This is a genomic window from Pedobacter sp. T50_32, from assembly GCF_057652195.1.
In genome coordinates this window covers 86,394-105,007 of the sequence record NZ_JBYFBY010000001.1, presented here as the reverse complement: position 1 = coordinate 105,007, position 18,614 = coordinate 86,394, and the positions used below count along the sequence as shown (strand labels likewise).

The 18,614-nt window shown below is 34.0% G+C and carries 14 protein-coding genes; all 14 read left to right on the top strand.

Features of this window, described 5'->3' with window-relative positions; all coding sequences use genetic code 11:
- Window positions 1-23 precede the first annotated feature (23 nt).
- The 14 genes from AC23ME_RS00385 (at window position 24) to AC23ME_RS00320 (ending at window position 18,571) form a co-directional block, all read left to right on the top strand.
- Window positions 24-575, top strand: coding sequence for an acyltransferase (locus AC23ME_RS00385; RefSeq protein ID WP_487725768.1), 552 nt, complete (start codon window positions 24-26; stop codon window positions 573-575).
- A gap of 6 nt (window positions 576-581) precedes the next feature.
- On the top strand, window positions 582-1,751 hold the full coding sequence (locus AC23ME_RS00380) for a hypothetical protein (RefSeq protein WP_487725767.1): 1,170 nt from the start codon (window positions 582-584) through the stop codon (window positions 1,749-1,751).
- Window positions 1,748-2,893, top strand: coding sequence for a hypothetical protein (locus tag AC23ME_RS00375; RefSeq protein ID WP_487725766.1), 1,146 nt, complete (start codon window positions 1,748-1,750; stop codon window positions 2,891-2,893). The genes AC23ME_RS00380 and AC23ME_RS00375 overlap by 4 nt, the downstream gene beginning before the upstream one ends.
- Entirely contained in the window at window positions 2,894-4,186 is a 1,293-nt protein-coding gene (locus AC23ME_RS00370) for a lipopolysaccharide biosynthesis protein (RefSeq protein ID WP_487725765.1), read from the top strand.
- A 27-nt stretch (window positions 4,187-4,213) separates the two neighbouring features.
- Window positions 4,214-6,112: an asparagine synthase (glutamine-hydrolyzing) gene (gene asnB / locus AC23ME_RS00365; protein ID WP_487725764.1), complete on the top strand. Its 1,899-nt coding sequence runs from the start codon at window positions 4,214-4,216 to the stop codon at window positions 6,110-6,112.
- 1 nt (window position 6,113) lies between these two features.
- On the top strand, window positions 6,114-6,929 hold the full coding sequence (locus AC23ME_RS00360) for a class I SAM-dependent methyltransferase (RefSeq protein ID WP_487725763.1): 816 nt from the start codon (window positions 6,114-6,116) through the stop codon (window positions 6,927-6,929).
- A gap of 3 nt (window positions 6,930-6,932) precedes the next feature.
- Window positions 6,933-9,047 carry a bi-domain-containing oxidoreductase gene (locus AC23ME_RS00355; protein WP_487725762.1) on the top strand — a complete coding sequence of 705 codons (2,115 nt, stop codon included), beginning with the start codon at window positions 6,933-6,935 and terminating at the stop codon, window positions 9,045-9,047.
- 19 nt (window positions 9,048-9,066) lie between these two features.
- Window positions 9,067-10,158 carry a non-hydrolyzing UDP-N-acetylglucosamine 2-epimerase gene (gene wecB / locus AC23ME_RS00350; protein ID WP_487725761.1) on the top strand — a complete coding sequence of 364 codons (1,092 nt, stop codon included), beginning with the start codon at window positions 9,067-9,069 and terminating at the stop codon, window positions 10,156-10,158.
- A gap of 6 nt (window positions 10,159-10,164) precedes the next feature.
- Window positions 10,165-11,751, top strand: a complete 1,587-nt coding sequence (locus tag AC23ME_RS00345) for a heparinase II/III domain-containing protein (protein ID WP_487725760.1) — start codon at window positions 10,165-10,167, stop codon at window positions 11,749-11,751.
- A 1-nt stretch (window position 11,752) separates the two neighbouring features.
- Window positions 11,753-12,919: a glycosyltransferase family 4 protein gene (locus tag AC23ME_RS00340; RefSeq protein ID WP_487725759.1), complete on the top strand. Its 1,167-nt coding sequence runs from the start codon at window positions 11,753-11,755 to the stop codon at window positions 12,917-12,919.
- A gap of 83 nt (window positions 12,920-13,002) precedes the next feature.
- The gene (locus AC23ME_RS00335) at window positions 13,003-13,920 is read left to right on the top strand and encodes an NAD-dependent epimerase/dehydratase family protein (RefSeq protein WP_487725758.1); all 918 of its coding nucleotides are present in this window, start codon (window positions 13,003-13,005) and stop codon (window positions 13,918-13,920) included.
- Between the two features lie 45 nt (window positions 13,921-13,965).
- A complete protein-coding gene (locus AC23ME_RS00330; protein ID WP_487725757.1) occupies window positions 13,966-14,937 on the top strand; it encodes an MraY family glycosyltransferase in 972 nt (323 codons plus the stop codon).
- Window positions 14,938-14,998: 61 nt separating this feature from the next.
- Complete coding sequence (locus AC23ME_RS00325) at window positions 14,999-16,942, top strand: polysaccharide biosynthesis protein (RefSeq protein ID WP_487725756.1); 1,944 nt, start codon at window positions 14,999-15,001, stop codon at window positions 16,940-16,942.
- A 6-nt stretch (window positions 16,943-16,948) separates the two neighbouring features.
- Window positions 16,949-18,571 (top strand): gliding motility protein RemB, encoded by a 1,623-nt coding sequence (locus AC23ME_RS00320; RefSeq protein ID WP_487725755.1) that lies wholly within the window; start codon window positions 16,949-16,951, stop codon window positions 18,569-18,571.
- Window positions 18,572-18,614 lie beyond the last annotated feature (43 nt).

The following is an 18,614-nucleotide window of genomic DNA, read 5'->3' as shown; positions in this document are numbered from 1 at the left end:
ATTAGATGATTAATCAGTGCTAAATGTCATTAATATCTGATTTTCTACTAAAGAGAAAGTTTGATTTAAATTGTGATCGTTTAGGTCCGGATATTCCTTTTACCCATTGGAAGCTATATTTTTCGTCAACAATGAAGAGAATTTGTGAACGAAAGTTTAAGCAATTCGATAAAGGATCACAATTTAGACCGGGAGCCTATGCTGTTGGTTGTAGTCAAATAGTTATCGGTAAGAGCGTGGTTATTAGGCCGTTGACAATGTTGCATGGCGAGACCAACACCTTAAGTATCTCTATTATTATTGAAGATGACGTTTTAATTGGTTCTGGTGTGCATATTTATGTTGAGAATCATCGATTTTCAGATGGTAGTAAATTAATTGTTGACCAAGGACATGAACAAGCTAAACAGGTTATATTAAAAAGAGGCTGTTGGATAGGAGCGAATGCTATTATTTTACCAGGGGTTACAATAGGAGAAAATGCCGTAATAGGAGCAGGATCAATAGTTACTAAAAGTGTACCGGATAGGGTTGTTTTTGCCGGAAATCCTGCGAGATTGATAAGAGGAATTTAATTTAGGATGCCTTTCGTAGCCAAGTTTTTAAAGAAAGCACAAAGTAGTATTTCTTTGTTATTTATATATGCGTTTTTGCTCCATGGGATAATCTATTTTTTCTTTCCTCAAGATATACAAAATCCAGAGAGTCCATTAAAGTGGATTAAATATATTATAGTCTTGCTACTAATCGCAATTAATTTTAACAAGATTTCTATTCAAAGGGTATTTCTAATAACACTGATAGGTTTTTTTTTATTTTTTCTACTGCTTATCTCTAATTATTATGTTCAAACTAATCCAGCCCAACTTTTAGGTAAATTCATTCCTTATTTTTTTCCTGCAACAATACTTTTGTTAGATAGGGTGATTGATATTGTAAATTGGAGAAAAGTGGCAATATTCACTTTGCTTTTTACGTCTGTGGTAGGGTATGTCGAGTTTTATGTGTTAAAAGGCATTTTTGAAGCATTCTACTTAGTTGCGGGTGGTGATTCCTTTAGAATTTCTTCAGTATTTATAAATCCAAACAATGCAGGATTATTGATAGCTCTGTTAAATTATTATATTATAGAGAATACAAAACATAGAACATTTATAAGCTATTGTTTATCAGGAATTATTTTTTTGAATAGTTCTTATTTAGTATACCTAACCGGATCAAAGACGGGATTTGTTGTACTTGCAATGTATTTGCTGTATGTTGTTTTTAAATCTACCATTCGCATATTAAATACGTATTCAATAAAAAGAAATACACTGAAATTTTTATCAATTTCGTGTCTCTTAGCAGTTGCTGCGTTTTATGTGCAATTAAGTCGTAAAACGAGCGATGGAGGTGGTAGAGAGGTTTCTCTGGAAACGGGAGAAATTAGGGCACAACAGATGGTGGATTTTGTAGATGATGTCAAAAAAAACTTTCTATTCCCTTTCTATGATAAGGAGGGATTTACTGTAGATAATGCATACATACAACTATGGGGAGATACTAGTATAATTGGAATGATTATTTTTTGTGGGGTACTCCTTTTCTCAGTATATAAAATGTATTACCTACAGCCAGCATTAATATTTCCTTATATGACCTTGCTATTGTGTGGTTTTTCTTTGAATATCTTTTACATATGGCCTACCGCCTATGTTTTTTGGGTAATTCTAATTAAGTCAGTAAATCTAAGGAGTAGTAAGAGTTGAAAAGAGCATTAACCGCATATAAGCTTGCGATTGAAAGTGAAATACAGGGAGATGAAATAGCTTTGGCTTTTTCTGGTATAAACAAAATTATTGACTACAAGTTAGTAAGAGTTCATAAAATTCAAGGATTGGTTCGCAAGTATCCTAAGTTATTCAAGGTTTTTATATACTTTTTTGCATTCTTATGGCCAGTTTTATTTATAATTATTACTACATGTAAATTTTTCTATGGTTGTATTTTATCGCTTTTAGAGAATAAACAAAATACAATCGATAATCGTGTGGTTTTGGTTTTTACACCTAGAATTGAGGAACAAATTGGAAAGATTTTGAACGCTAATTTACCCACTCAATACCTGTCTATCTATAAGGGGCGGGGTAATTTAATGCTTAGTAAATTCAGTACAATCAAAATTTTATTTAGAGCATACAGAGCTAGTCTTTCAACGTCTTTTTTAGTTAAAAAATTGAAAGTCGATTTTATATATAAACTTCAAAATTATACCGCTTTTGAATGGTTTGTAGCTTGGTTTACGCTAAATAATATGTCTTTAAAGGAAATATGGTTTGCCAATCATTTTGATAGATGGGCTGTACTTTGTGAATATTTACCAGTAGAGAATAAAATTTTTGTGCAACACGGTATCGAAGAGGGAAACGTAATTCCTATCGTTAGGTACAGAACAATTAAAAAAGCATACTTAATTGCGCCAGATCAGAGACCTCATTTTGAAAATAAAATTTTCATGAGAACACCTGAAATTCTGTACTTGGAAGGCAAAATCAAGTTGGGAAGTATTCAAAAATCGCAAAATTCGTCACTTTTAATAATTGGTAATTCTGTGCTTACTTTGGATAAAGAAATTCAATTAATAAAAGAACTGCATGGCGTATCGGTAGATATTTATTTGAAGCCCCATCCAGTACTACCCAAAAAGGAATATTATAGACTTCAAAAAGACCATCCTTTTTTCTTGATAGAAGACAGTACATTTTTTCCAGAGGTAGACTTAGTTGTATCATACGAATCTACATTAGGAGTAGAATATGAGCAAGTAGGCATTGAAGTGTTATACTATCACCGATATCCAATGAAAAGTATTATAGACATTATTAAAGACAAGTCGAAAGGAATTAGTTAGTTGAGGAAAGAATTAATAATTTATGGTCTTTCGGTAGGTCTTAATAGAGGGGCGATATTATTACTTATGCCCTTTCTTCTCGGCATCCTATCTGTTCAAGATTTCGGGCTTTACAGTTACGCACAACTATTATTTCAGTTATTGGCTCCAATACTTTCACTTAATATTATAGTTGCTATTAGCAGAGAAGGAGCAGATGATCCAGGCAAAGGATTATATTTATACCATAAATCTTTAAAGCCTTTACTTATAATAGCTATTATAGTCGCTTTAACCGCATGGATGCTTACAAACATTAACGTGGGCATTATATATACTTGGATTTTACTTTTAGCTAGTATAGAGGCCTGGCATAATATGATTCTAAATGTTTTTAGAGCATTTGAGAAAAATTGGACTTTCTTTACATTTTCTATTAGTAAAACATTAGGACTACTAGTGATTTATGTAGCTTACAACTATTTCACAAATAGCAAACAACTGTACGATTATCTTCTCCTTCAAATACTATGGTTCAGTTGCATTGGAATAATATACCATTTGATAATAACTAGATATAGACTTAAAGAATATATTATTTCTTTAGCCGAAGCAATTAGGTTCTCCATATTATTAATCCCCCATTCTATAGCACTTTGGTTAATTGCTAGTTCTGGACGGTTCTTACTTAAAGAATTATTAGGAGACTATGAATTAGGGCAGTATAGTAAGGTATTTAATGTCGCTATGGTATTGATGATAATTAATAGTGGTATTGGTATAGTTATTCCCCAACAAATTATTAAAAATTATAACAAATGGATTACGGGAACATTAAGAAGTAAGTTTTTAATTTATTATACAATATCAAGTGTTTTACTCTACTGTTTTTTATTAGCAGGTATTTTTATAGATCAAGCTTATATAAAAAAAATAAACATTAATATTTCGACTTTTATTTTCGATTTCTTATTGATATACCTCGGTTTTTATCTGCTGGGATATTATTATATCTACTCTAACATTCTATTTGCTCTAAGAAAAAATAAGTCCCTTTCACTTATAACTTCTTCTGTTGCTGTTTTCTGTATTCTAATAAATTACGGTTTGATTATATCTAAAGGAATGTTTGGTGCGTCTATAGGTATCTTTTTAACTTACTTAACGTATTGCCTATTAACCTTTTTGTATTCCTCGAAATATGAACCAGAATTCAAGAAAGGTTATAAGGATTTTTTTGTCATGATAACTGCATTTCTTGTTTTAGTACTGATAACTTTTTTATATCGCAGTTTAAATGATATCATTATTTAGTATAAAATTTAAAATAACTCCAAAAATATGTGTGGCATAGTAGGTTTAATAGGTGAAAATTCGAAAGAGTATATTGATCAAGCGATTGATCTTATGGGACATAGGGGGCCAGATGGGGCAGGTGTTTTTATCGCAGAGAACATGGCTATGGGACATAAACGTCTAGCTATTCAAGATTTAAGCCAAAGTGCAAGTCAGCCTATGCACTCGGCAGATGGTAATTATACGATAATTTTTAACGGAGAAATATATAATCATGCAGAGATTCGATCGTCACTGATCAATAAATATCCTTTTCATTCCACCGGAGATACGGAAACTCTTTTATATGGATATATAGAATACGGAGAAGAATTGTTGAATATGTTAAATGGAATCTTTGCTTTTGCTGTATTTAATCACAGCTCCAAAGAGATTTTTATTGCAAGAGATCACTTTGGAGTAAAGCCATTATATTACTACATAGAGGGAGATAAGTTCTATTTTGCTTCAGAGATGAAGTCTTTTTTGGCAGATCCTGCACTAAATAAAGAGATAGCTTATAACAGTTTGGTTAACTATACCTCTTTACTATGGTCGCCAGGAGAATTAACACCATTTTTAAAAGTAAAAAAGCTATTACCCGGGCATTATATTAAGTTAATTGTAACAAATCCCAAACAATATCAGGTTAGAAAATATTATGATATCCCCTTTAATGGAAATAGATTAAAAAGAACAGAGAATGAAATTTTAGATTTATTAGATGAGAAATTATACAAAGCTGTTGAAAGACAATTGCTATCAGATGTGCCAGTAGGCTTTTTCTTGTCTGGAGGACTAGACTCTAGTGCAATTGTTGCAATGGCGAAAAGAATTAGGCCAAATGAAAGATTGAGGTGTTATACTATAAAAACAGATTTTGAATCGGAGGAAAGTGAAGGCATTGGCAGTGATCTGGAATATGCTAGAAAACTTGCCGATAAATGGAATCTGGATTTGGTAGAAGTAGAGGCTGATGCAGGAATCTTACAGGAATTTGATAAAATGATTTTTCACCTAGATGAGCCTCAAGCGGATTTGGCAGCACTTAACGTATTGAATATATGTAGAAGGGCTAATCTTGATGGGTATAAAGTTTTATTAGGAGGGACAGCTGGAGATGATCTTTTTACGGGTTATCGAAGACACCAAGCTATAATTTTAGAAAAATACATAAGGCTTCTTCCGGTTGCCATTAGACAATTTGCTAGTAAAAAAATTATGGCAGTTAAAAGTAACTCAACAAGTAGTCGTAGGATAAAAAAAATTGCTCAAAATATAGCCAAAAGCAAAAATGAGAGACTTTATTCTTATTTTGAATGGCTGGACAATGAATCGGTAATGAATCTCTTTACAGACTCAGCTAAAGCTAGAATACAAAACTATCTTCCTAGTGATTACTTTATGAGCTTGCTAAATAATATATCAGAGGAGAAATCTGATATAAATAAAAGTTTATACTGGGAATTGAAGACGTTTTTGGTGGATCATAACTTAAATTATACGGATAAATTGAGTATGGCTGCTGGTGTAGAGGTTAGGGTTCCTTTTTTAGATAAAGAGCTGGTAGAGTTCTCTACAACGATCCCTGTCCATCTGAAAATGAAGGGGAAGACTACAAAGTATATTCTAAAAAAAGTAATGGAGCGCTATATGCCTAAAGATATAATTTATAGGCCTAAGGTAGGATTTGGGGTTCCTTTACGAAAATGGATATTAAATGACATGAATACGTTGGTAGAAGACTATCTTTCTGCTGAGAGTATCAAAAAAAGAGGAGTTTTTAATCCAATACAGGTGGAAGCACTCTTAAATAAAAATAAATCTGGTCAAATTGATGGCTCTTATATTGTTTTGGCGTTAATGGCCTTCGAATCATGGAGTAGGCAATTTATAGATAACTAGTTTGGAAAGAAAAAAGGAAGATGTAAAGAACTTTTGGAATGAAGCCTCTTGTGGAGAAAAGCAATATCTTCACGGCTCAAACGAGCTTGACGCTTTCAAAAATCAATCTATTAAAAGGTATAAATTAGAGCCATATATTGTTCCTTTTGCAGGTTTTGAATCGGTAAATGGTTTAAAAGTTCTTGAGATTGGAGTAGGGCTCGGGGCAGACCATCAACGCTTTGCAGAAAATGGAGCAGACCTTTACGGAATTGATCTAACGGATAGAGCGATAGAAAATACCCGCAAGCGTTTTGAAATATTTGGATTAAAATCTAATTTATCTCTGGGCGACGCAGAAGCCTTATCTTTTACAGATTCTTTTTTTGATGTTGTTTACTCTTGGGGGGTAATACACCACTCTCCTGATACACCTAAAGCAATTGATGAAATATTTAGAATTCTAAAGGAGAATGGGAAAGCAAAAATTATGATTTATCATACTAATAGTTTTGTAGGATATATGCTTTGGATAAGATATGGCTTGATGAAACTAAGGCCATTTAGAAAACTATCAGATATTTATGCTGACCAACTTGAAAGCCCAGGAACAAAAGCATATTCTAAAATTGAAGCCGCAGAGCTATTTAAAAAGTTTAAAACAGTTAAAATAAAGACAGTCCTAACGCATGCAGACCTGTTAGAAACTGATTCTGGTTCGGGCCAGAGACACCGTGGAATTTTTCTTTCAATAGCAAGGTTTATATGGCCAAGCTACTTGATCAAGAAATTTTTCCCAGAGCACGGATTATTTATGTTAATTGAAGCATCTAAGTAAGTTATGAAACAAATTATACAATCATTTAAAACAGGAGAAACAATTCTTGAAGAAGTACCTGCTCCAATAGCAGATGCGGGCTGTGTATTAATAAGAACAACTAAAAGCCTTGTATCTTTAGGTACAGAAAGAATGCTAGTCGAATTTGGTAAGGCGAATTTAATACAGAAAGCTAGACAACAGCCAGATAAGGTAAAACAAGTTTTGGATAAAATTAAGACGGATGGGCTAATGCCAACTTTAGAAGCCGTATTTAATAAATTAGGAAGTCCTTTGCCATTGGGCTACTGTAATGTTGGAGAAGTTATAGGTATTGGAGCAGGAGTAAGTGAATTTAAAATAGGTGATCGAGTTGCATCAAATGGTCATCATGCCGAATTTGTGTCTATTCCAAAGAACTTAGTATGCTCAATTCCAGAAAACGTTTCAGACGAAGAGGCGGCTTTTACAGTAATTGGAGCAATTGGCTTACAAGGAATAAGATTATGTAATCCTACTCTCGGAGAAACCATTGTTGTCATTGGATTAGGATTAATAGGTATTATTACAGCGGAGCTACTGATAGCAAACGGCTGTAGAGTAATAGGTATAGACCTAGATGAACGTAAAATTGAAATAGCTCGTTCAAAAGGTGTGTTAGCTGTAAATCCTAAAGATGGTACAGATGTAATTAAGTATGTAAATGATATTACTAACGAAATTGGTGCCGACGGAGTAATAATTACCGCTTCAGCTAAATCTAATGAAATTATTGGACAGGCTGCTAAAATGAGCAGAAAAAGAGGTCGAATAATTTTGGTTGGAGTTACAGGCCTAGATATTAGTAGAGCTGATTTTTATGAAAAGGAATTGAGTTTTCAAGTGTCATGTTCTTATGGACCTGGGAGATATGATGAGAACTATGAACAAAAAGGTAGAGATTATCCATTGCCATTTGTAAGATGGACAGAAAAGAGAAACTTTGAAGCTGTTTTACAAGCAATTTCGTCTGGAAAACTTGAGGTGAAGTCTTTAATAACAGAACGCGTAGATTTAGAAGATTATGCTCAGATCTATGATAACATGGCTTCTAGTGGGAATTCAATTGCCTCTATTCTATCTTATAATAAAAATAGTAAGAACTTAAGTACTGTTGTTTTGTCAGATGGAGAATTTAAACCAGGCATCGGAGGAATAGGTATAATAGGAGCTGGAAATTTTACTCAGATGACCATGTTGCCCGCATTAAAGAAGGCAAAAGGCAATCTGATGTCGATAGCGAGTAGAGGTGGATTATCTGGAACAACTTTGGCCAAGAAATATGGGATTGCTAAAAGTACTACAGACTATCAAGAAATATTAAATGATTCGGCTGTAGAGATGGTTATGGTAATGACTAGACATAACCAACACGCCCAAACAGTAATTGAAACACTTAATGCAAATAAGCATGTATTCGTTGAAAAACCGTTAGCTCTAAATGCCGATGAACTTGATAGAATTATTGAGGCTTATACAGGTAGTAAAACTTTAACAGTGGGTTTTAATAGGCGGTTTTCTCCTCACATCCAAAAAATGAAATCCCTAGTAGGTAAGTCTCCCATGAATGTAATTGCTACTATGAATGCAGGTTATATTCCGCCTAGTGTTTGGGTTCATGATTTAACAATAGGTGGAGGGAGAATTATTGGAGAAGCCTGTCATTATATAGATTTAATTACTTTTTTAACTGGAAGTAAAGTGAAATCGGTTTGTATGAATGCGATGGGAATAAATCCGCAAGAAAATACAGATAATGCGTCTATTTTATTAGCTTACGAAAACGGTAGTACAGGAGTAATCAATTATTTCTCGAATGGGTCTAAAGCATATTCTAAAGAAAGGGTAGAAATCTACTCTCAAGAGAGAACCCTTACTATGGACAATTTTAGAGTTACTGAAGGGTTTGGATTTAAGAATTTTTCTAAGCTTAAAACAAGAATTGATAAAGGTCATGAAAATCAATTCCAATTATTGGTAGCTTCCTTAAAAAATGGAGGTAGTCCACTAATACCTTTTGATGAACTTGTAAATACAACGAAAGCATCATTTGCCGCTATTGAAAGTCTTAAGAATAAAAAATGGATCGACATCTCTTAAAAGTAAAAACAAGAAAGTAATGTTAATAACGATAATCGCCGGGGCAAGACCTAATTTTATGAAAATTGCCCCTATAATTCATGCTATTCAAAAAGCAAAAATAGAAAGTAAAAAAATCGATTTTAGATTGATCCATACTGGACAGCATTTTGATCAAAAAATGTCTGGAGATTTTTTTGATCAATTAAATATCCCTTCACCCCATGCTAATTTGGAAGCAGGAGGTGGTACCCAAGCTGAACAAACGGGGGCAATCATGATTAGATTTGAACAAGAATTGCTTTCAAATCCAACAGATCTCGTTCTAGTTGTGGGCGATGTAACTTCAACTATGGCCTGTGCCATTACTGCACAAAAGCTTAAAGTTCCAGTTGCTCATGTAGAGGCAGGCATTAGATCCGATGATTGGACCATGCCTGAAGAGATAAATCGATTGGTGACGGATGCGATTACTAACTATTTCTTTACTACATCTGAAGTTGCAAATGATAACTTGAGGAAATCCGGTATTCCAGAAGAAAGAATATTTTTTGTAGGGAATACTATGATAGACACATTGCTGAAAAATAGACCTCGATTTGTTGCGCCAACAATTTGGGATAAAGCAGGGCTTGTGCCGGGAAATTATTTAGTATTAACCCTACATAGACCAGCTAACGTAGATCAGGAAAATGGTCTTAAATATTTAATGGAAGAGATCATTAAAAATAGCCGCAACATACCCATCATTTTTCCGGTACATCCTCGTACGGCTAAAAACCTTGAGAATTTGGGTATTAAGGCACCAAATCTTTTCTTTATAGAACCGTTAGGCTATCTGGAATTTAACTATTTGGTAGAAAAAGCCAAAGCTGTAATTACCGATTCTGGAGGCATAACAGAAGAAACTACTGTTATGGGGGTTCCTTGTATGACCTTAAGAAATAACACGGAAAGACCAGAAACCATTTCAATAGGTACTAATGAGCTTCTAGGCATCCATCCTAAAGCTATCAAACCTGCAATGGAAAATCTATTTGCAGGTAATTGGAAAAAAGGAAGTATTCCATCACTATGGGATGGAAAAACTGCTGAACGCATTGTTAGCCATTTGTTATCGATAGTAAAATAAGGCTGAATGTTAAAAAAAATCAGATTATTATTTAATACTGTTAAATATCTAAAACCTACTCAGATTTCTCATCAAATTCTTTATCGTTTAAAGCCTTCTAGAGATCTCAATTTTTATCTCAATAAATTCGAAAACTCTAATGAACTCAATTTTTTAGCTTTTGAAGGCGAGACATTCCCTAAAACACATGTTACCGAAATTGGGGAGTTTAGTTTTTTGAACTTAAAGAAAACGTTTGATGAAGATATTGATTGGAATTATCAAGGTTTTGGTAAGCTGTGGAATTATAATCTTCAATACCTAAATTATTTAAACGATCCTTACTTAACGAAAGAAGTAAAATTAGCTTGGCTTAAAGATATTGGTATATGGTTAAAACAAGGTAGGCTAAAATTGGAGCCTTATCCTGTCTCGTTAAGAGTGATAAATACGATCAGATTCCTATCTCGGGAAAAATTAACAGATACGTCATTATTTGCAGAAATAAAGGCTCAACTCAAATATTTATATCGAAATCTGGAATATCACTTATTAGGAAACCATTTGTTGGAGAATTCCTTTGCATTGATGATGGGTGGTTATTTTTTTGATGAAGACAAATGGAAAAAAAAAGCCAAGTCTATTTTATATAAAGAGTTGGACGAACAAATACTCGATGATGGTTGCCATTTTGAGTTAAGCCCTATGTATCATCAGATTATTTTATTTAGGGTATTAGAACTTATCGATTGGTACAGCAAAATTAATGAGGATGAGGAGTTTTTAAGGTTTTTAAACAAAAAGGCAGCAAAAATGTGTGCTTTTTTAAAAGAGATCACCTTTTCTAATGGAGATATTCCTCATTTTAATGATAGCGCCGATTTGATAGCGCTAAGTTCTAAGGAACTTTTAGACTACGCTGCGCATTTAAAAATTGATAATTCTGTTTCGGTTGAACTAAAAAATTCAGGTTATAGAACTTTTAATTATCCCAATTACAAGTGTATTGTTGATATAGGCGCTGTTGGACCTAATTACCAGCCTGGACATAGCCACGCAGATGCTTTATCATTTATTCTTTACTACAAAAACAACCCTTTATTAGTAGAACAGGGAACATCAACATACCAAATTGGTGAAAAAAGAAATAAGGAACGTTCTACTGCTGCTCATAATACTGTCGTGGTTTCGAATATCAACCAATCAGAAGTCTGGGGAGGCTTTAGGGTAGGTAAACGTGCTGTTGTTAGTACTATTGAGGCTAGTAAATCTAAGTTAACTGCTACTCATAATGGTTACTTGTCTAATTTTGGAATACTCCATAAACGTGAATTCATTTTCTCTGATTCTCAAATTTTTATACTAGATGAAATAGGTAATGGCTATGGAGAGGCAAATTTTCATTTTCATCCAAATTGTCAGTCGGTTATCGTTAAAGATAATGTGGTTTTAATTGACACAAATGCAACTTTATCGTTTGCAGATATAAACCTAATAGATTTACGGGTAGAAGATTATGAGTTTGCAAGTGGTTTTAACATTTATAGATCTGCGAAAAAAGTGATTGTTAAATTTCAAAATCAATTAACATCACAGGTAACATTTTTAAAATAAGATGAAGAGAATTTTATATTTAAGCTTTTATTTTGAACCTGATTTATGTGCTGGTTCATTTCGTAATTCGCCATTAATTAAAGAGCTTGGGGTACAAACAGAAGGGGAAGCAGAGTTGGACGTAATTACTACACTCCCGAATAGATATAGTACTTTTCAAGCAGATGCACCTAGGTTTGAAGTACGCAGTAACATCAATATATATAGGATAGCTATACCTAAACACCAGAGTGGCATGAGGGATCAAATATTCTCATTTAAAGAATATTTTGCAGAAACGAAGAAGTTAATTAAATCAAAAAAGTACGATTTGGTAGTAGCTTCATCCTCTAGACTTTTTACAGCATACCTAGGCTACACTATTGCAAAGTCTCAAAAAATACCGTTGTATCTTGATATTAGAGACATTTTTACAGATACATTAAATGATGTGATAAAGAATCCATTAATTAAATTATCGGCATTGCCAGCATTGAGATTGATTGAAAGAAAGGTGTTTAATTATGCCGTGCATATCAATCTTATCTCGGAAGGGTTCAAAGGGTATTTTGAAAAGTTTCCTTCAGCAAATTACACTTTTTTCCCTAATGGCATCGATGACATATTTCTAGACTTACCTAACTCTGCCCCAAACGATAGCGATTCGAAATTAATTACTTATGCCGGAAATTTTGGAGAAGGGCAGGGTTTACACAAAATAGTTCCTGAAGCAGCTAATAGGCTAGGAGCAAAATTTAAATTTTTACTAATTGGAGATGGAGGAGCTAAGAAACTATTGCTAGATGAATTGGAACGAATGCAAGTGAAAAACGTTGAAATTGTGGAACCTATTAAGCGCAATGAACTCCTTAAGATTTATGAAAAATCAGACTATCTATTCATTCATTTAAATGACTATGATGCGTTTAAAAAAGTTCTTCCTTCAAAAATATTTGAACTAGCTGCATATGATAAGCCATTAATTGCAGGTGTTGCAGGGTTTGCAAATGAATTTATCAGGAAAAATATCTCAAACAAAATTTTATTTCTCCCCGGCGATGTTTCTGATATGGTTGCTCAACTAGAAGAGTATACTTATAAGAATGAGTTTAGGGAGGGATTTGTTGAAAAATTCAAGAGAGAAAATATAAATCAAGAAATGACCAGGTCAATTGTGAAATACCTCTAATAGGGTAGTTATTGTCTATTATTAAATGAAAGTTATGATTGTGAATTCCCTCAATTTATTCCAAGTAAGTTAAATGACAAAAAATGTGTAAAATAGCAATCACTGGCTTATCTGGCTTCGTTGGCCAAAATCTTTTGGTTTATCTAAAAGATGATTTTACTCTGGACCAACTTACCCGCGAACAGCTAAGCAATCTAGCAATTGAGCGATTAGAGAATTCCGATGCAATTATCCATCTTGCAGGTAAAGCCCACGATCTTAAAAAAACTTCGAACCCGGAGGAGTATTATCAGGTTAACTACGAATTGACAAAAAAACTTTACAATGCGTTCTTGAAATCTGGCGCAAAGAAATTTATTTTCGTTAGTTCTGTAAAGGCCGCTGCAGATAGTGTTGACAACGTTTTAACTGAAGACCATCAACCTAGTCCAAAAACGGACTACGGCAAGTCTAAATTGATGGCTGAGCAATATATTCAAGAGCAAAAACTTCCAGAAGGTAAATCATATTATATTTTAAGACCTTGTATGATCCATGGGCCTGGTAACAAAGGAAATTTGAATTTGCTTCATAAATTCGTGCAAAAAGGTATTCCATACCCCTTAGCTGCTTTCGAAAATAGGCGCTCTTTTTTAAGTATCGAAAACCTTTGTTTCGTAATCAAACAGCTATTGGAACACGAAGTGCACTCCGGAATATACAACGTAGCTGACGACGAAGCGTTGTCGACAAATAAAGTGGTAGAAATTTTAGCTCAATCATCAAATAAAAGAGCTAAACTTTGGAAAATTCCGTCTGGATTAATCAAAGGAATGGCAAAAGTTGGTGACATATTGAAGTTACCTCTTAATTCAGAACGGCTTCAAAAACTGACAGAGAGCTATTTAGTAAGCAATGCAAAAATTAAAACTGCACTAGCTACAGAACTCCCAAAATCTGTTATTGAGGGACTAACAGTTACAGCTAAATCGTTCAATACCTCAACTCCATCCCAGTCCTAAATATCAAATATCTTTCAAGTAAGGATAAAAATTTATTTAAACTTAATGCAAAACTCAATTCTACTTCTATATTTTGTTCTTTTTGTCATTTTAGAACTGTTTTATTTTAAGATCGCAGATCGATATAATATTATTGATAAACCTAACCATCGTAGTTCTCATACTAAGATTACCATTCGCGGTGGTGGGATTATCTTCCCTTTGGCCGTTCTCGCTTACTCCTTGGTTAACGGATTTCAAAATATTTATTTTGTAATTGGTCTAGTCGCTATTTCTACCATCAGTTTTCTAGACGATGTGTTGACGCTAAACAACAAAGTTCGATTAAGTATACATTTAAGCTCGGTATTGTTATTGTTTTTTCAATGGAATTTATTCAGTTTAAACTGGTATTGGATACTGATCGCTCTAATTTTTGTAATTGCTACTATTAACGCCTATAACTTTATGGATGGCATAAATGGCATCACCGGCGGATATAGCCTGCTCACAATTATAACACTATATTATATCAATGAGAGAATAACAAATTTCACTTCAAGCGAACTCTTAATAATTGTCGGCTTATCTTTAGTTGTATTTAATTTTTTTAATTTCAGAAAGAGAGCTAAGTGTTTTGCTGGTGATGTAGGAAGTGTAAGTATAGCATTTATCATCGTATTCCTTCTAGGCCAGTTAATATTAACTACTCAAAATCTATCCTATATTTTACTGCTGCTAATCTATGGAACCGATACAGCCTTTACCGTTTTATTTAGAAAAGTAAGAGGTGAAAACATCTTTGAGGCACACCGTAGCCATTTTTATCAATATCTTTCTAACCAACGTAAGTATCCACATATATTAGTTTCATTAATCTACATTATGGCTCAATTATTGGTAAATGTAGTCCTCGTATCAGTAGTTAAAACGGATGTAATATATTCTCTAATGATGTTTTTTGCTTTTATCTCAATTTACCTTTTGCTTCGCGTTAAACTCGAAGGAAGGCAAAAGTTATTGGTGTCTTATCATTAGTGAAATGTAAAAAAATTGATAGACTGTATTAATAGTTGTACCTTAGTTAAAATTATCTACTTTGTTTGGTAAAATAAATATTGTTCCCCGGTGGATTATTTTCCTCCTAGACCTAGGCATTTGCTTAGTTTCTGTCGTGATCGCCTATGCGGTTAAATTAAATCTAGCATTATCTGCTATTGATATTGTAGAGTTTAGTAGAAACATTCTGATCCTCACTGCAATTAATATCGTTGTATTTTTTAATGTAAAAACCTACGCTGGTATCATTAGGTACACAAGTGCACAAGATACCTTCAGGATATTATTTGCTGTAATTATCAGCAATGGTGTTTTTTCATTTATCAATTTTGTCATCACTGCATTTGGTCACCACCCATATATTTCAAATACAGTTCTGATCATAAACCTTCTTACATCATTCCTTTTACTGATTACGTATAGGGTTCTTATCAAGTACTTCTTCATGTATATCAAGAATTTAAACCTGGATAAGAAAAAAGTAATCATTTATGGTGCAGGTGAAGCTGGTCTTGCAACAAAGCGTACTTTCGATCACGATGGTAAGGTAAATAAAACCATTATGGCTTTTGTTGATGATGATGAGAGAAAGGTAGGTAAGGCTATTGATGGCGTTAAGATTTTAAGTGCCGCTCGCTTGGAAGAACTTATTAAGGATCACGAGGTGGATGAAGTTATTTTTGCGTCCTATACTATTCCTTTAGATAGAAAAAATAGTATTGTAGATGTATGTTTGGAGAATGATGTTGTTGTTCTAAATATCCCTCCAGCAGATGCTTGGGAAGGTGGAAAGCTGAATAAATCGCAAATCCAGAATATTAATATTGAAGATTTACTAAACCGTAAACCTATCGAAATAGATATTAAAGAACTTCAAAATCAGCTGAAAGACAAGCGGATTTTAATTACCGGCGCTGCAGGTTCTATAGGAAGTGAAATTGTACGTCAGTTGATGAATTTTGAGGTCGGTTTAATTATCCTTTGTGATAAATCCGAAACTGCTTTACATGATATTTACTTAGAACTAGAAGAAACGCATAAGCACAATAATTTTCACGCGTTTATTGGAGACGTGAAAGACGAAAAAAGAATGATACATCTTTTTGAGATGTATAAACCTCATTACGTTTATCATGCGGCAGCATATAAACATGTTCCTTTAATGGAGGATAATCCTTCCGAAGCAATTAAGAATAATGTGTTAGGTACGAAAATGATTGCAGACCTGTCTGTAAAATATGGTGTGCAGAAATTTGTAATGGTTTCTACGGACAAAGCGGTTAACCCAACTAATATTATGGGTGCTTCTAAGCGTATTGCCGAAATATATGTACAGTCGTTAAATAATTCTCTTAATAGAAAAGATTTTGTTTTTAGTAATGGATTAAGTTACATTAACAATTTACAGGTAAAACCAATTACCAAATTTATCACCACGCGTTTTGGGAATGTATTAGGTTCCAATGGTTCCGTAATTCCTCGTTTTAAACAGCAAATTGAAAAGGGCGGGCCAGTAACCGTAACTCATCCAGAAATTACAAGATACTTTATGACAATACCAGAAGCATGTAGATTGGTTCTTGAAGCTGGATGTATGGGTAAAGGTGGAGAGATTTTCGTGTTTGATATGGGTAAATCTGTAAAGATTGTAGAGCTTGCTAAGAAAATGATCCGTTTGGCGGGATTGATACCAAATCAAGACGTGAAAATTCAATATTCTGGTTTAAGGCCAGGAGAGAAGTTATTTGAAGAGTTACTGAATGATAACGAAAATACTATGCCTACACACCATGAAAAAATTATGATTGGCAGGGTGAGGGAATATGTTTTTAGCGAAGTAGAAGATCAGATCTATTCATTGATTGATTATGCTAAGGCGAATGATGATAGGCAAGTGGTAATTGGCATGAAGAAAATGGTAGTAGAGTTTAAAAGCAAAAACTCTGTTTACGAAGAGCTAGACGGAGTAATAAATAAAGACTAAATTTTAATGAAGACTAAAATTATAATGGCCACTCTCATGGCCTTTTTTGTTTTTGGAGCAAATGCACAAGATACTAATCCAACAGCAAATCAGAACATACTTCACGATTATCAATTCTATCAAAAGCTTAATAAGTCTGTTTACGATATTAAAGCGAAATTTCACTCGTCCATTAGAGGGTTTTATGCAGATGATATGAAGTTGAAATCAGCTTATGATTCTTTAATGAATTACGGTACGGATAGTCTTAACAAAAGGAGCTGGGTTCGCCGCAAGTTGTTTCAAGAGCATTTAATTCAATTTAAAACTGATGAATATAACATTTATGCCGATTTTCTTGCAGACTTTCAGATTGGTAAAGATATAGAAGGTAATAGAGGTACTTGGTTAAATACTCGTGGTTTTCAAGTTGGTGGAAATGTAGGACAGAAGTTTTCTTTCTACTTAAATGCTTTTGAGAATCAAGGTAAATTCGCTGATTATATCAATGACTATATTGTTACTAATCGAGTGGTGCCAGGACAGGGTTTTGGCAAACTTGGAACTGACACCCAAGATTGGGCTTATGTTACCGCTTTACTTTCATACACACCCAATAAATACCTAAATTTCGCTTTAGGCTACGATAAGAACTTCATTGGAGACGGTTATCGCTCGGTACTGTTATCGGATGTTTCGTCCAACTACTCTTTCTTTAGAATGAGGGCTAGTTTAGGAAGTTTGCAATATCAAACCATTTATGCCTACATGCTAGACCCCGGAGCACCGAAGTTGGCTAACGACAGGAGATTAGGCGACAGAGGCAAGTGGATGGCAGCACACTACTTAGATTGGAACGCAACAAATCGTTTATCTATCGGTTTGTTTCAGGCGGTAACCTGGGCTGATGCTGAGGTAGAAGGCAAGAGGGGGTTTGATTTTAATTACATCCATCCTTTTATGTTCTTACGACCAGTAGAGAATACGAACACTACATCTCCAGATAAAATGAGATTAGGTTTGAATGCAAAGTACGAGCTATTAGAAAAGACAGCTCTTTACGGGCAATTCATGTTTGACGAATTTACAGCAAAAGAATTTTTTGCAGGAAATGGATACTGGGCAAATAAATGGGCTGTACAGTTAGGTTTAAGAGGTTCTGATTTATTTAAGGTTGCTCGTTTAAATTACCTAGCCGAGTTTAATACAGCTCGTCCTTACACTTACGCACACTTTGATAGGTTATCTAACTACGCAAACTATAATCAGTCTTTAGCGCACCCTTTTGGGGCTAATTTTAGAGAGTTTTTAGGCTTGTTGAACTACAGCGTAAAACGATTTGATTTCCAAGGGCAAGCTTTATATGCTACTTATGGTTTAGATGCAGCTGGAACGAACTTCGGAAAAGATATTTTTAAAAGCTACGAAACACGTTCGGTACAATATGGCAGCCATGTGGGACAAGGAATTAAAACAGACCTTCTCACATTACAAGGAAGAGTGGCTTATTTGTTAAATCCGAAATATAATCTAAGGTTAGAGTTAGGCGGTATCTTGAGACAAGAGAAAAATAGCTTAGCCAGCCATAATACAGCAATGGTAACCTTCGGATTGAAGACTAGCTTTAGGAACCTTTACTACGATTTTTAATCTTTAGACTTACGAAGTTTTTAAACGGCGAAGCCCTCAACTT